The organism is Acetobacter senegalensis (genome assembly GCF_001580995.1).
GTDB lineage: Bacteria > Pseudomonadota > Alphaproteobacteria > Acetobacterales > Acetobacteraceae > Acetobacter > Acetobacter senegalensis.
This window is the reverse complement of record NZ_LHZU01000139.1, coordinates 81,197-96,924: the sequence shown is the minus strand read 5'-3', so window position 1 is coordinate 96,924 and position 15,728 is coordinate 81,197. Positions and strand designations below refer to the sequence as shown.

11 protein-coding genes and 1 riboswitch are annotated in these 15,728 nt (G+C 54.0%); of the genes, 6 read left to right on the top strand and 5 right to left on the bottom strand.

Going from position 1 to position 15,728, the window contains the following annotated elements; translation table 11 throughout:
• Positions 1–64: 64 nt before the first annotated feature.
• Positions 65–130: riboswitch (Fluoride riboswitch) on the bottom strand.
• 278 nt (positions 131–408) lie between these two features.
• Positions 409–1,380: a DMT family transporter gene (locus tag AD948_RS12425; protein ID WP_227004808.1), complete on the top strand. Its 972-nt coding sequence runs from the start codon at positions 409–411 to the stop codon at positions 1,378–1,380.
• 237 nt (positions 1,381–1,617) lie between these two features.
• Positions 1,618–2,391 carry a prephenate dehydrogenase gene (locus tag AD948_RS12420; RefSeq protein ID WP_061472227.1) on the top strand — a complete coding sequence of 258 codons (774 nt, stop codon included), beginning with the start codon at positions 1,618–1,620 and terminating at the stop codon, positions 2,389–2,391.
• A 421-nt stretch (positions 2,392–2,812) separates the two neighbouring features.
• Here the strand turns inward: AD948_RS12420 and AD948_RS12415 are convergent, their stop codons facing one another.
• The 4 genes from AD948_RS12415 to AD948_RS12400 all read right to left on the bottom strand — a co-directional run bounded on the left by AD948_RS12415 (position 2,813) and on the right by AD948_RS12400 (position 6,684).
• On the bottom strand, positions 2,813–3,580 hold the full coding sequence (locus AD948_RS12415; protein WP_058988372.1) for an SDR family NAD(P)-dependent oxidoreductase: 768 nt from the start codon (positions 3,578–3,580) through the stop codon (positions 2,813–2,815).
• 127 nt (positions 3,581–3,707) lie between these two features.
• Positions 3,708–5,264: a cobyric acid synthase gene (locus AD948_RS12410; RefSeq protein WP_061472236.1), complete on the bottom strand. Its 1,557-nt coding sequence runs from the start codon at positions 5,262–5,264 to the stop codon at positions 3,708–3,710.
• Positions 5,265–5,278: 14 nt separating this feature from the next.
• Entirely contained in the window at positions 5,279–5,905 is a 627-nt protein-coding gene (gene cobO, locus AD948_RS12405) for a cob(I)yrinic acid a,c-diamide adenosyltransferase (protein WP_061472226.1), read from the bottom strand.
• A 191-nt stretch (positions 5,906–6,096) separates the two neighbouring features.
• On the bottom strand, positions 6,097–6,684 hold the full coding sequence (locus AD948_RS12400; RefSeq protein ID WP_039904208.1) for a histidine phosphatase family protein: 588 nt from the start codon (positions 6,682–6,684) through the stop codon (positions 6,097–6,099).
• A gap of 359 nt (positions 6,685–7,043) precedes the next feature.
• Here AD948_RS12400 and AD948_RS12395 point away from each other — a divergent pair, with 359 nt between their 5' ends.
• Positions 7,044–7,397: a hypothetical protein gene (locus AD948_RS12395; protein ID WP_211264483.1), complete on the top strand. Its 354-nt coding sequence runs from the start codon at positions 7,044–7,046 to the stop codon at positions 7,395–7,397.
• Positions 7,398–7,609: 212 nt separating this feature from the next.
• Here the strand turns inward: AD948_RS12395 and cobW are convergent, their stop codons facing one another.
• A complete protein-coding gene (gene cobW, locus AD948_RS12390) occupies positions 7,610–8,659 on the bottom strand; it encodes a cobalamin biosynthesis protein CobW (RefSeq protein ID WP_061472224.1) in 1,050 nt (349 codons plus the stop codon).
• Positions 8,660–9,611: 952 nt separating this feature from the next.
• Here cobW and AD948_RS12385 point away from each other — a divergent pair.
• The 3 genes from AD948_RS12385 to AD948_RS12375 are packed head-to-tail and all read left to right on the top strand — an operon-like array spanning position 9,612 to position 15,633.
• Positions 9,612–12,815, top strand: coding sequence for an efflux RND transporter permease subunit (locus AD948_RS12385; RefSeq protein WP_058988376.1), 3,204 nt, complete (start codon positions 9,612–9,614; stop codon positions 12,813–12,815).
• The gene (locus tag AD948_RS12380; RefSeq protein ID WP_061472223.1) at positions 12,815–14,014 is read left to right on the top strand and encodes an efflux RND transporter periplasmic adaptor subunit; all 1,200 of its coding nucleotides are present in this window, start codon (positions 12,815–12,817) and stop codon (positions 14,012–14,014) included. The genes AD948_RS12385 and AD948_RS12380 overlap by 1 nt, the downstream gene beginning before the upstream one ends.
• The gene (locus AD948_RS12375) at positions 14,011–15,633 is read left to right on the top strand and encodes an efflux transporter outer membrane subunit (protein WP_061472222.1); all 1,623 of its coding nucleotides are present in this window, start codon (positions 14,011–14,013) and stop codon (positions 15,631–15,633) included. Before AD948_RS12380 ends, AD948_RS12375 begins: the two co-directional genes overlap by 4 nt.
• Positions 15,634–15,728: the final 95 nt, after the last annotated feature.

Here is a 15,728-nt window from a genome sequence, read left to right as displayed (position 1 = left end):
GGCCATGTCTCTCCCGCCGTTATGGCGATAGACGCAGCCCAAGGCCCCGGCTTCCACCACGGTTATAACGGCAGGAGTCATCAGCCCCGAGCGGGCGGTTATAAGGGGGAACCCCATCCCCTGTGCCGCGCCTTATAGGGCAGAGAAAGCAAGTGCTCAAGCAAACACGCACCAGAAAATCTTCGCCCTCGGCACTGCCCTGCTGCCTGCTTGTACCGTCACATAAAAGCCTGCTCGGCCGCCCATCCCGCCAGAACAGTCCTGCCGCAGTCAAAAAACATGTAAAAACAAACTCCTTTTACTTTATGTGTTTTGGGGGTATTGGCCCTCCCCTGCGCAGCGCGTCACCTTAAAGGGACGGGCCAGACATCCTGCCTCTTTGGCACCACTGATACGGCTTTTACGGTAATGGACCCCAAAACCCTTTTCTCCGGCATGGCGCTGGCCTTTGGGGCCTATGCCTCTTTCGCAATCAGCGATGCGTTCTCCAAACTTCTGGCGGGCATGTTAGACCCGTTTGAAGTGGCATTTTCCGGCGGGATATTCGGCTTTCTGCTTCTTCCTTTTCTTCGGAAGCCGCATGAATCCTATCTGGATATCTTCCGTCCACAGCAGCGGGCCATGTGGCTCTTGCGCGCCTTTTGCGTTTTTCTGGCCACGGCAGCCAGCGTGGAAGCCTTCATGCTGCTACCCATGCCAGAAGCGCTTTCCCTCATGTTTCTGATGCCCCTGTTTGTCACCATTCTTTCTGTTGTGTTGCTGAAAGAAAAAGTAACGGCCTGGGCGTGGCTGGCAGTTGTTCTGGGTTTTGTGGGCGTGCTGATTGTGCTTCGGCCGGGTGTACGCGCGCTTCATCTGGGCCATCTGTGCGCGCTGGTGGCCGCTTTTGCCAACGCAGGCAGCGTGATTGCCTACCGCCTTGCCAGCAAGGAAACCGTGCGCCTGTCCCTGTTTGGTTCCAGCCTGATCGGGCCATTGGTAGGAAACGGCGTGCTTATGGGACTGCACGCCACCTGGCCGCCAACCATGGTCTCCTGGGTCTATCTGTTCGGTTATGGTTTTCTGGCGGCTTTCGGACAATTACTGATGATGCTCGCAACGGCGCGGGCACCCGCCAACCGCGTTGCCCTGCCCCAATATAGCCAGATGGTCTGGGGGGTCGTGCTCAGCTACGTGGTGTTTCACCAACCGCTGGATGGCTGGACCTTTGTTGGCATCATGGTGCTGACCTTCTCCGGTATGCTCAACTGGGTGCGTCAACGTATCCGGTATGAACGCATGGCCATGAAGGAACGACTGGAGCGGCAGAAAGCCAAAAAAGCCGCCAAACAGGCTGCCAAGCTGGCAAAAAAAGCAGCCGTCTCTGCTCCGAAGCCCTGAATATCCCCCGTTCTGGCAAGGAAACACACCCTGCCCGCCTGTCAGAACGGTTTGACTCCCTCCGCATTTTCCAGCATCCTTCTGCGCATGACAACTTCGGCACACAACAGTGGACTGTATTATTCACCGCGCACATAGCGGTGAATGTTGTCTGTTATTGGTCAACCGCCGCCCTGCCAGCGGTTGACGACGTTTCTCGAACACCCTTGGCTGTTGTCGGCACGCTAAGGAACGTTCATGAGCCCGTCTTTTCCCTTACAGTCTGACGAGCCTCCCACGGTGGGGCTAATCGGCTTTGGCGCCTTCGGACAATTGGTTGCACGCCATATGACACCGCATGTTCAGGTGCTGGCGTATGACAATAGAAACTCGCTTGAAGACTCCGCACAGACGCTTGGCGTACGGCTGACTGACCTCACAACCGTTGCCCGCTGCCGGATCATCATTCTTGCCATTCCCGTGCAGGCCATGGCCGATGTGCTCACGCACATTGCTCCATTGCTCCGGCCGGATGCTCTGGTGCTTGATGTGGGCTCCGTAAAGGTCAAACCCACGGAGATGATGCTCCGTCTTCTACCGTCCACTGTCGGCATTATTGGCACGCACCCGCTCTTTGGCCCACAAAGTGCTGGCCAGACAACAACAGGCCTGAAAATCGTGCTGTGCCCGGTGCGCGGGCCGTATCACCGGTTAGCGGCCTTTCTGCGCAAAACTCTGGGCCTGCGCGTTCTTGTCTGCACACCGGAAAAACATGATCAGGACATGGCGGTTACGCAAGCCCTTACGCACTGGCTTGCACAGAGCCTGAAGACGCTGGAACCTTTCCCATCCCATCTCACAACGCGCAGTTTTGATCTGATGCGGGATGCCATGAAGATGGTGGAAAAAGATGCACCACAGGTTTTTGAAACCATAGAATGCCTTAACCCTTACGCATCATCCATGCGCAAACATTATCTCGACCTGCTGAGTTCTCTGGACAAGAAACTGGATACACTCACACCCGCATGAAACCAGACTCTGTGCTCCTGCGTGTATTGGGGCCAGATGACGAACCGAGCAGCCATTCGACAGCCAAGGTCAAAACCCAGAAACGAATGTTTAGAGCGGAAAAGACAGATGTGTCATCGCAACATGGGGATACCTAAGCAAACAGACCAACATGATCCGGCGTAAAAAGGCGATACAATGACAGGTTTTTCAGTCACCCTTTAAGGTAAGCCTGAGCCTGTGCATCAAACGCCTTTTCTGCCGCACCCAGTGGATGCACGTTCTATTCTGGAGTTGAAGTTGGAAGGCCAGAATATTGTCCATAGCGCGTAGCCGAAGGACTGAGCCGGTAAGGTTTCATATAGGGCTATAGCCCTGTGGCTCGTTCATTTTAGAGTAAGGCCCGGCACCACATGCTGTAACGCCGGGCATGCCCTGTTCCTTAGTTGTCCATGGTCCGATCAACGGCCAGCCCGGCAGCAGCCTGACATATCGGCATCATTTCCACCATGTTGATGTTTACATGCGGCGGCAACTTCAGCACCCAGGCCACCGTTTCTGCAATGTCTTCCGGCAGAAGGGGTTTGGTGTGCTCATAGACCGCAGCCGCTTTCTGGTTATCGCCCAGACGTACCTGACTGAACTCACTCCCACCACATAGCCCCGGTGCAATGTTGGTCGCCCGCACCTGCTTGCCTAGCAGGTCACTGCGCAGATTCCGCATGAACAGATCAACAAACGCTTTGGTGGCGCCATATACGTTGCTCCCAGGGTAGGGATAAGTCCCCGCGGTGCTCCCCAGCGAGATGACATGACCTGCATTTCGATCCACCATGCCCGGAAGCAAAGCGCGTGTTATTTCCACCAATCCTGTCACATTGGTCGCAATCATCTGCTCCCAGTCTGAGGGTTTGGTTTCCCACGCTTTTTCAAGCCCCAGAGCCAGACCGGCGTTGTTCACCAGCACATCCACCTGCTGCCAGCCTTCAGGCAGACTGCCCGGCAGAGCTTTCACGGCGGCAAGGTCTGTCACGTCCAGTTTGAAGGGCAACAGGTTTTCACCCGCCTCCTTCGCCAGAGCATCCAGCCGCTCCTGCCGGCGCCCGGTGGCAATCACCCGAAACCCTTCCTTGACCAAGCGCAGTGCAATAGCATGCCCAAACCCGGCTGTTGCCCCTGTTACCAAGGCCGTTTTAAGCGGATGTGTCATGAATGATCTCCTCCGATTGAAAAGAATGATAATGCGTCAGCTTAGCATTGGTACCCCATGCTGCAATCATCATCTCGTTTTCAGGCCACTGGCTCAGTCAGAGGTACCGAGGGGTTTCCATGGGCCTTTACGGCGTTCGCACTGCTTCTTGTGCGTTGATTGGTTGGGCCAACGCCAGCACTACGTCTAGGTCAACATATGTTTCCATATGATCCGCCAAGGCGTCCAGAGCCTGATCTATAGCCGCCCCATGCTTTTCCGGCACGTTCGGGCCATTTGCTCCCCGACCACTTTCATACCACCAGCCCCCGGGCGCAAAGTTCTTTCCGCCAGCACGCGCCAGCAAGGCGAGACGCGCTGTACGGTTTGCAAAGACCCCATGCAGATACGTGCCATAGATCTGCCCATTTGCCGCGACCGCCCCTTCCGGCTGCCCATTCAGGCGCAATAAAGGCCGCTGCCTGTCTGCACCAGATGTCTGGCCCATGTGCATTTCATAACCCGACACTTCCGTTTCCGTGCCTTCTATAAACCCACTGGTTTCCTCCAGCCGTTTGTTCTCACCCAGCACGGTTTCAACATCCAGCAGGCCCAAAGCCGCCACACACTCCGGTTCCCCTTCGGTGCCAGCAGGGTCTGCAATAGTCCGGCCGAGCATCTGATACCCGCCACACACACCCATGACGTGACCACCCCGCGCCACATGGGCCAGAATGTCCTGATCCCATCCTTCGGCCTGCAAAACCGCCAGGTCTGCTATTGTCGCTTTTGATCCGGGCAATAGAACCAGGTCACATTCAGGCAAGCGCTCACCCTGTTTTACCGGCAAAAGCATCACCCCTGGCTCCGCCCGCAGGGGATCAAGATCATCAAAATTGGCAATCAACGGCAGAAGTGGCACCGCAATACGCAAGCGGGAAACGCCGTTCTGGCTGATTTCAGCCCTATCTGAGTGCTCTGAAACAAGGGTGCTCATCAGATCAGCCGCATCTTCGGCCGGAAGCGTTCTGACAGCAGGAAGATCCGGCACCAGCCCCAGCGGGGCCCATCCCGTGCGCTGAGCAACAAACGCCATGCCATCATGAAACAGTGTGATGTCACCACGCATTCTATTGACGATAAACCCCTTTATTCTGGCAGCATCCTCCGGGGCCAACACCACCTGCGTTCCAACCAGACTGGCAATAACACCGCCCCTGTCTATATCGCCTACCAGCACAACAGGTGCATTCACGGCCTGCGCAAAGCCCATATTGGCAATATCGCGCGCGCGCAGATTAACCTCTGATGCAGAGCCCGCACCCTCCACTAGGATCAGGTCAGCCCGCCCCGCCAGTCTGTAAAAACTCTCCAACACGGCAGGCAGAAGTTTGTCTTTGTGCTTTTGGTAAGCGCGTGCGGCAAGCGTCTCCTGCCTGCGGCCCTGCACAATAAGCTGCGCACCCGTTTCTCCCTGCGGCTTGAGCAGAACCGGGTTCATATCCACATCAGGCAGCACACCACAGGCCCGCGCCTGCAATGCCTGCGCACGTCCAATCTCCCCACCATCGGGCGTAACGGCGGCATTGTTGGACATATTCTGGGGCTTGAAGGGCAGAACCCTCAGGCCGCGCCGTGTAAACGCGCGTGCCAGACCTGCAACCAGTGTCGATTTTCCAACGCTTGACCCCGTGCCCTGCACCATCAGAACACGTGCCGTCAAAACTCCACGCCCTGCTGTGCTTTTACGCCATTTTTGAAGTGGTGCTTTATCAGGCCCATTTCCGTCACCAGATCGGCAGCCTCCATCATGTCTGGCTTTGCATTCCGGCCCGTTACCATCACATGCTGGCCGGGGGTTCTAGCCGCAATATCTGCCAGAACCTGCGCTATTGGCAGATAATCATACCGCAGCGCCACATTCAGTTCATCCAGCACCACAAGAGCGACATCGGGCCGGGCAAAGGCTTGCCGCGCCACCGCCCAGGCCCGTTCACAGGCCGCAATATCCCGCTCACGATCCTGCGTCTCCCACGTGAACCCCTCGCCCAGAGCATGCCATTCCACCAGATCATCAAACCGTTCCAGCGCGCGGCGTTCACCAGTATCCCACGCGCCCTTGATAAACTGCACCACCACCACCCGCTTCCCGTAGCCCAATGTCCTGAGGGCCATACCAAATGCTGCGGTTGATTTCCCCTTTCCAGGACCGGTGTTGACCATCAACAACCCTTTTTCCAGGGACTTTGACGCCACTTCCTGATCCTGCACCTTCTTGCGTTTCTGCATTTTTTCACGATGGCGAGCCTGTGCGGTTGCGTCTTGCTCTCGGGGCTGATCTGGCATGGGTCTATGGAATCTCTTCATCTGTTCTTGGGGTTATACATAAATATTCAGAAACGGCTTTGACCGCTTATCAGATTGGCCTGTGTAAATCTGAAAGCACTGCTGGTGCTCACCAAGGCTTTTTGGGCCCGGCCAGCACAGTTATTTTGCCGTCGCCCAATTTCTCTTCCGCTGACTTCACATCTGCCGTCTCATTCTGCCGCACAACTCGCTTCCGCCAAACGGCCCTGCTGCTGCGCCACCATGAACAAACGCGCCGAGCCCTGCGGCATGGAAGGTGACAGCAGTTCCGGCTGCCTGCCTTCCGCCAATGCACTCAGCACCCGTAGCGGCCCCCCGTGCGACAAAACACAGGCCGGTACGCCCGCATCCTTGATATCCTGCCAGAAAGCGCGGGCACGCTGGCTGAGCGCCATGCCACTTTCTCCTCCAGGGGGAGCAAAACGTGCCGGGTCTGCCGCCCATTCGTCAAGCTGAGCCCGGCTGATTTCCTGCCAGTTCATGCCTTCCCATCGGCCAAAATCCAGTTCGGCCAGACGATCATCAATTTTCAGTTCCATTCCAGTGGCCGCCGCCAGTTTCTGCGCCATTTCGCGGCACCGCATAGCAGGTGAACTGTATAACACACGGCAGACAGCGCCTTGTGCCAGCACAGCCAACCCTGATGCAAGACCTTCCCACCCGGGACGGAGGGCAACATCCTGCCGTCCGTAACATACCCCTTCCGGCAACAGGACCGGAGCATGCCGAACCAACAAAACAGGGAAAGACTGCGCCATTCTTCTCTCCTTGGGCTTCGGGCCCATCTCGTTCAACCGCTGCCCATAAGTACGTGGCTTTATCTTACGGCCCCACACGGCAGGATCATACCCGTTCAGCGCCTGCTTTTTTGGCAAAGCCGATATGAGGCAGAAAGGCGGAACCACACGCGACTGTGTCCTCTCTGTCTCAAAAGGCGCCTCTCTTCCACCCCCGAAAGAGCAACACCTTCAGCCTAAGCCATTATGCCTTTGCATGATCACTGATACCGCCATGCCACCCCAGCCGCATGCTTCCGACCTTCTTCCCGGTCCCCATAATTGATATTTCTCACGCCATCCAGATAATATCTTTTAGGATTGTACAGTCGTTCGCTACCTTGAAAAAATTCATCGCTTCCCTGACAGAGCCAGCTCGCCAAGAAATCTTCATTCTATATGTAGGGTTCGTATCCAGAGAAAATAATCATAAGAATTTTTGCTACGATAAGACAATACAAAATCAATATCCGCAATATTTCATGAACCATATTAACGCCATCGGCCACATCCCTCGGATTAGTCATAGTAAAGAATGGCTACAAATAGCTGAATTACGCTTTTTGGCGTTTATGTGGAGTGTCATTATTTTTCGCGCAGGGCTTTTCCTGTTCCGTCGACACAGTCACACCTATCGAGAAAATCTCTCCCGGCTGGGACTTCCGCCATCACCTTTCCTGCGCTTTGCCTCATGATTCAACCGAGACTTTCTGAGCATAGAGTATGCTGTGCACATAATGGGCCGAATTGAACGTGCTATATTTTTTAGTGAAACATTATTTTTTACTTCTCAAAAAATATAGTCACAAACCAATTTCAAAAAGAAACCTTTCTTGAAATAAATACAGCCAGGAACAAGGTAACTCTTTATCTTCTGTGTACCCTTACCTCACTTTCAGCCTCCATCTTAACCTGCTTCTGACAAGGCTGACCGAAGGGCAGTTTCTTTCAACCCCTTCTGGCCGATCATCACAATACGCCCCATACGGTCGGCTCCGGCCGCCAGGGAACGATCAAACTCGTGCCGAAAACGCGTTCCCACCCCCTGCACCGCCAAACGTTGGGACTGCCCCCGCACGGCAGCATAGCCTTTGGTCCGCAACACATCATATTTACGCGCCACGTTTTGCAGGAGGGTCAAAAATCCTTCTACACTCAACTGTTCTGGCACCTTGATCACAAAGCTTTCAAAATCATCATGTTCAAACACAGGGTTTTCTACTCCGGCAATAGAAGATGCTGTGCTTAAATCAGCCTTTGCTTCTGCTCCCACACCCAACAGAACGGCCGGATCCACTTTACCTTCGGTGGTGCGCAGAATTCTGGCAGAAGGAGGCGCAGCCAGTTTGATGGCTTTTTCTACGGCATCTATTCCTGCTTTATCCAGCAGATCAGTCTTGTTCAGCACAATCAGATCCGCTGCACTTAATTGATCTTCAAAAATAGTCGCTATCGGGTTCTCATGCGCGGAAGGCCCTCCCGCCATGGACATACCGTCCTCACTAGCCGATTTATCTTCAAACCGACCAGATGCCACAGCAAAGGAATCTATAACGGTTACAACCCCATCCACCGTCACCCGGTTACGCACGGTAGGCGCACCAAACGCCCTCAGAAGTGAACGGGGCAGTGCCAGACCGGATGTTTCAATAACAACGTGCTCGGGTGGGTCTGTTCGATTCAAAAGGCTTTCCAGGGCAGGAAGAAAATCGTCCCTTACGGTAGAACACAAACAGCCATTAGGGAGTTCGATACTTTCTTCATCACCACATCCCTCCATGCCGTATTTCCGTAGAAACTCTCCGCCATTGCCAAGCGGCCCACCAGCCTGCACCACAACCGCCACCCGATGCCCCTGCACATTCTGGAGAATATGACGCATCAAGGTGGTTTTACCCGCGCCCAGAAAACCGGTAACGAGAGTGACAGGAACCCGATGAGACGATGCAACACTCATAATTCAGCCCTGCTCATTGAGTAAAAATAAAGAAAACCCGAATAGCTGTGCCTCACAGCCACATCACCGAAGGGGCTGTAATCCTTCTCACATTATCCTTCAACTCACCGAAAAAACATCAGAGCAGACTCTGCTCTCCTTTAACGATCAACGTGCGAAGCTCAAGAAGGTTTACAGCAAGATATCATGACATTTCTGCGTCATCGCAGGGACAGCACCTCTGAAACTCCGCCCCTTCTCTACGCACATCAGGCCACCATCTTCAAAGAAAGGGCCAAAGTGGACCGAAGCAAGTCTGCCCGCACTGTGAAGGTCATCTGATCCAGTATTTAAGGGCCGCTTCAAAAGAAGCCAAAATCAGTCTAGCCCCTCAATCGGGCTGGCGCTCTTTGGTTCTGCCTGAGCCGCGTCTTTTTGCCTGAGCACCTCTGCATGATGGCATGCAAACCCATTTTTGCCCCTGCGCCAGCAAAGAGGCTCCCAACCTCAATTCCTGAGTATTGAGGTTGCCTTTGTCGTCAATGTCCTTCCTCACCCTGGTAGCCAATCGCCACTCCATAGTTCAGAAAACTTCCTATCTGCTTTTCTTACTTGCAATATTATCAAACAATTGTGACGGCTCTCTAAAACCAAAAAAAAGGTTTTTGAACATTCCAAATGCACGAGAACGAAAATAGAAGGGGTCAGAGTGTGCCTCCATGCAGGAGCAGCACAACCGTGTCTCTTTCTCCCTCATGAACTCAGACACTGATAAAGAAAATATAAATAAGCGCGGAGCCGAAAATCCAGAACCCATCGGCTTTCATAAATTCAATTTCATAAAAACTTCTTGTTATTTTTCTTTTTTCATAAAACTCTTTTTAACAGGATAATATTTTTTTTAAAAGATTATTGCATAAGTCCAATTCTATCTTGCGCGGAATTCCACTGATTCCAGCAAGGAAGGAAACGCATGAACGCCATCGTCGTGACGGCGCTGAAGCGACCTTATACATTTGTCGTCCTCTCGCTGCTTATTCTCGCTTTTGGCGTACTGTCCCTTTTTCAGGCGCCGACTGATGTGTTTCCCAATATCCGGATTCCCGTTGTGTCCGTGGTATGGACTTATGGCGGGATGCTGCCTGAAGAGTTTGCTGGCCGTATCACCTACAATTATGAACTGGCCGTAACCTCCACTGTGGAGGGCATCGAACATATGGAAAGCAGCTCCTATTACGGCAGGAGCATTGTCAACATCTACTTCCAGCCGGGCACGGATATTGGTGAAGCTGAAGCGGAAGTAACCGCCATTTCACAAACTGTTATCAAACAGCTTCCTGATAACATACCTGCCCCCATGGTCATGCGGCTGGAAGCATCTTCCGTGCCAGTGCTGGCGCTTCAGATCACCTCTGAAAAACAGACACCGTCTGATCTGTATAAAATTGCCATGACACGCATCCGCCCCATTCTGGTGACCGTGCCAGGGGCCGTTCTGCCACATCCTTATGGTGGCATGGACAGTTTTATCATGGTGGCGCTTAACCAGAAGCAACTACAGGCCCATCATCTATCCGCCATGGATGTGCAGAACGCCTTGCGTAAGCAGAATATTGTTCTGCCCGCCGGGGATCAGAAAATCGCCACGACGGACTGGATGGTGCAGACCAACGCCACCCCGCGCTCCATGAAGGAACTGGGAGACATTCCCGTAAAACGCGTGGGGAATGCAGTTATTTACGTGCATGATGTTGCACAGGTTTACCGTGGCGGGCACCCACAGACAAACCTTGTTCTGGTCAAAGGCCGACAGGGGGTGGAAGTGGTGGTCATGAAAAGCGGTGATGCCTCCACGCTGGATGTCGTGGCACGCACCAAGGAACTCCTCCCGCGCATTCAGAAACTTGTTCCGCCAGACGTGCATATTTCCATATTGAGTGATGCCTCGATTTTCGTGAAAGACGCCATTCAGGATGTGGTGCGGGAAATGGCGACCGCAGCCGTTCTGACCGGCCTTGTCGTGCTTCTGTTTTTGGGTTCGTGGCGATCCACGCTCATTATCGCCACATCCATACCGCTCGCTATTCTAACCGCCATTATCTGCCTTCTGATGGCTGGTCAGACCATCAACGTCATGACTCTGGGCGGCCTGGCTCTGGCCGTGGGGATTCTGGTGGATGATGCCACGGTGATGATCGAAAACATTGATACGCACCTTGAAGAAGGGAAAGAACTGGAACCTGCCATTATTGATGCGGCCAACCAGATTGTTATTCCCACGCTGGTCTCAACCCTGTGTATCTGCATTGTGTGGACACCCCTTTTCCGCCTGAGTGGCGTGGCAGGATGGCTGTTCATGCCCATGGCGGAAGCCATTGTTTTCGCCATGCTGGCCTCCTTCATTCTCTCCCGCACTCTGGTGCCAACCATGGCCAAATATCTGCTGGCCGGACAGGTGCATCCCGGCTTGCATAGTGATGAACATCTGGCGTTACCGAAAGGTGTTCTGGGGCGTTTCCAGAACAAATTCGAACATAGCTTTCATAATTTCCGCATAAGTTACGGGAGACTTCTGGAACGGATTATTGTGCGGCGCGGCTTATTTGCAGCCTGTTTTCTGGGCGCATCCGTGCTCTCTCTGGGCCTGTTCCTTATGGCGGGACAGGATTTCTTTCCCGAAGTCAAATCCGGCACGATGCAGATGCACATGCGCACACCGCTGGGTATGCGCATTGAAACAACGGGGCGCATCGTCGCTTTGGTGGATGACAGGATTGAGCAGATTCTGCCAGGAAAAGTCTCGGGTATCATCAATAACTGTGGCTTGCCGGAAGGCCCGCATAATCAGGCATTTATTCCTACTCCATCCATTGGCACGCAGGATTGTGACCTCACCATCTCCCTCAAGGATGAAACGTCGCCTGTCTGGAATTATCGCAAACTGCTGCGTACGGATCTTTCTGCCAGATTTCCAGGCTCTGTCTTCACCTTTCAGCCTGCTGACCTGACTGAAAAGATTCTGAATTTTGGGTCTCCTGCTCCCATTGATATTCAGGTCTCTGGCCCGGATATTCGTGACAATTACCAATACGCACGTCTGTTGGTAAACAAACTGCGTGCCATTCCCGGCGCGGTGGATGTGGTTGTTCAGCAAACCATGAAAACGCCCACGTTGTTTGTGCAGGGCAACCGCACCTTCGGACAGGCGACCGGCATGACGGAAGCTGATATTGCCAATAATGAACTGATGACTCTTTCAGGTAGCCAGACGGTTGATCCACAATACTGGCTGGACCCCAAAAGCGGCATTACATTCCCACTGAACGTCTATGTCTCGCAAGATCAGCTCACACATTACAATGATCTGCTGACCATTCCGGTTGATAAAGGAGATAATGACCCCAAGGGCACAGACATGCAGCTTCTTGGCAGCATCAGCACCATAACGCCAACCGGCACACCGGGGCAGGTTTCACACTATAATTCCATGCCGGAAATTGATGTGTATGTTTCAACAGAAGGCACGGACCTTGGCTCCGTTCTGGCCCGTGTGAAGAAAACTGTTGCTGACAGCAAGGCTGATCTTCCCTCAACCGCTGCTGTGGATATCCGCGGTCAGGCCGTTACCATGCATGGCGCCTATGTGGAACTGATAGCAGGGTTAGTGGTCTCCATTGTGCTGATCTACATGCTGATTGTGATCAATTTTCAGTCCTGGCTTGATCCTTTCATCATTATCTCCGCACTTCCCGGTGCCCTTGCAGGCATTGCCTGGAGCCTGTTCCTGACCCAGACCCGTCTTTCCGTTCCGGCGCTGACAGGGGCCATCATGTGCATGGGCACGGCCACCGCCAACTCCATTCTGGTGGTCTCTTTTGCCAAGGAGCGTCTGGCCCTGCATGGCAATGCGCTTTCTGCCGCCGTAGAAGCTGGCTTTGGCCGCATCCGTCCTGTGATCATGACCGCATCCGCCATGGTGATTGGTATGGTGCCCATGGCGACCAGCAATTCACAAAACGCACCTTTGGGCAAAGCGGTGATTGGTGGACTTATTTTTGCAACAGTCTCCACTCTGCTGTTTGTTCCCTGTGTTTACGCAATTTTTCACAATACCTCTCACACCAAACCCCGCCGCCCGACAGATACGGGCCACGAGAACGGGAAGGAGGCTGCATAATGTCCACCCTTACCAAAAAACGTCTTTTTGTCGGCGCCCTGCTCTGCACTCTGGTTGCGTATGTTGGCTATCTGGAAATCCAGCATCTGCACAATGAAGTTGCGCTGCAAGCGGATGCCACACACGCCAGCGTGCCGGATGTTGCTGTTGTGCAGCCCAAACCTGCCCCACCCACGTTGTCCATGACACTGCCGGGCAATATCAGCGCATGGTACGAAGCCCCCATTTACGCGCAGGTCTCAGGCTATGTGAAAATGTGGTATAAGGACTACGGTGCCCCGGTCAAAAAAGGGGATGTTCTGGCTGAAATTAACGCACCCGGGCTGGACGCACAATATGCTCAGGCCAAAGCGGACCTTCAGGTAGCGCAGGCCAAATACGGGCTGGCAACCGTTACGGCTGACCGCTGGCGGTCCATGGGGAAGTCACAGGCTGTTTCAGGGCAATCCGTGTCAGTGCAGAACGCCAATGAACAATCCGCCCGCGCTGCGCTAGAAGCAGCACAGCACAATGTGGACCATTATGATGCATTGGAAAAATTCAAAACCATCATAGCGCCCTTTGATGGTGTTGTGACCGCCAGAAACATCAGCGTTGGGGACTATGTTGCGGCGGGCGGGGGGAACCTGAACGCCAACGGCACAGCCAGCGAACTCTTTACCGTGGCTGACACACACGAAATGCGGCTTTTTGTCTCGGTGCCAGAGGTGTTTTCCTACGTTCTGAAACCGGGTTTGAAAGCACGTGTCACCGTGCCGCAGTACCCTAATCAGGTTGTTACGGCCAGTTTCCTGACCATTGCCAAAGGGTATGATCCCAATACCCGCACGGCAGTAACGGAATTCACCATTGATAACGCAGACCAGAAACTCTGGCCTGGCACCTTTGCTTCTGTCGCTCTTTCCGCACCGGCGGAAGGGGGTGTTTACACCATTCCCACAGGGGCGCTGGTTTTTGAAGAAAAAGGTATGCAGGTGGTCACGGTCGATGCGCAAAACAAGGCGCATTACAAGGCAATTACTGTGGGCCGTATGTCTGATGCCTATACGGAAGTGGATGCTGGCCTGAGCCCGCAGGATCGTATCATCAACAACCCTCCTGCTGATCTTCTGGAAGGAGAAAGTGTTCGGCTCAGCGTGCCGGAAAAAGGCTATCTGGCAACGGCGGACAGCCAGACCGATGGGGATGATGACGAATGAGCAAGCACATCCTTCTGAAAGGCACCACCCTTGCCGCGCTGACAGTCCTGAGCGCCTGTGATCTGGCCCCCACCTATCAGGCTCCGCATTTTATTGTGCCGGCCTCATGGTATGGGCAAGGATTGTTTCGGGAAGCCCAGCCGCAGGATACAGTCCTGCGGTCTGACTGGTGGACCCTGTTTGCAGACCCTACCCTGACAACGCTGGAAACACAGGCCACAGAAAGCAATGCGGACCTTCAGGCCGCCGCTGAACGTTTTATTCAGGCCCGCGCCATTGTTATGGAAGCACGGTCTGATCTGTTACCCCATTTTGCGCTGGCATTCGGGTCAAGCGATAATAAGAGCTCAGCGGACAGGCTCTTCCGATACAAAGGGCCTATCACTGCAACTGATGAATATTACGGTGGTCTGGCAAGCTGGGAGCCTGATATCTGGTCCGCTATTCGTAACCGTGTGCGGGCGCAGAAATATTATGCACAGGAACAGGCCGCCCAATACGCAGCGGCGCGCCTGAGCCTTCAGGCCGAAGTGGCAACAGATTATTTTGCCCTCCGTGGGCTGGATGCACAGAACGCAATTTATAGCCAGTCCATCAGCTATTATCAGCAGGCGCTGCATGTGACCCAAACACGGCTTGATAATCAGGACGCTACGGGCATTGATGTCGCCCGCGCCAAAAACCAGCTTTACATGACACAGGCTCGCCAGCTTGACGTACAGGCACAACGTGAAGTGCTGGAACATGCCTTGGCCGTACTGGTCAATGCCTCCCCTTCCTCTTTCCATATTCCTGCTGTTGCGCAGCAGGACGATGCTGAACCGACTGTGCCGTTAGGCCTCCCCTCTGAGCTATTGCAACGGCGACCGGATATTGCCGTTTCTGAACGCGAAATGGCGCAGGCAAACCGTACAATCGGCATTGCCCGTGCAGCATTTTATCCCCACGTTTCCTTCAACGCCAACGGGGGCTTTGATGGCAACGGCTTTGATCTGGCCAATCTGGCAAACAGCATGTGGTCTTATGGCGCTTCAGCGACCATGCCACTGTTTGAAGGCGGCTTACGGCGTGCCCAGTTGCAGCGCTCCTGGTCCGCTTACCGTGAAACACGCGACCACTACCGCATGACGGTGCTCTCGGCCTTCAGGGATGTGGAAAACGGCCTCTCCCTGACGGCGCGACTACGAGCCGAAAATGTACGACTGAAACAGGCGGTTGATGCTGCAATGCAGTCTCAGACCCTGACCATGACTCTTTATAAAGGGGGTGCTGACGGATATCTGGATGCCCTGATTGCACAGGTCAACACGCTTGATGCCCGGATTGAGCAGGCCCAGATCCAGGCGCGCGCACTTCAGGCATCAGTCGGTCTGGTGCGGGCATTGGGAGGCGGATGGCAAGACAAGCTTCTCCCCACGCCCAACCAGACCATGACCTTTACCGGCTTCCAGTATGAAGGGTTACGGCACCCCACTGCGGCAGGCGGCATCGATATCCCTGCCAGCCCGGAACAATATGAAAATCTGGACCGAGCCGGGCCATCCACCTCCTCGCCACAATCCTACGACACTGGCATTGATCCGGGAGAGAACAGTCCCTCTGCCTCCCAAAAAAACTGACGCCCTACGAACCCATTGTTCTGAAGATAATAGGCACCACAGGCCCTTATGCATTCTGCGTAAGGGCCTTTTCTATTGAAAGAGCAGTTTCAGTA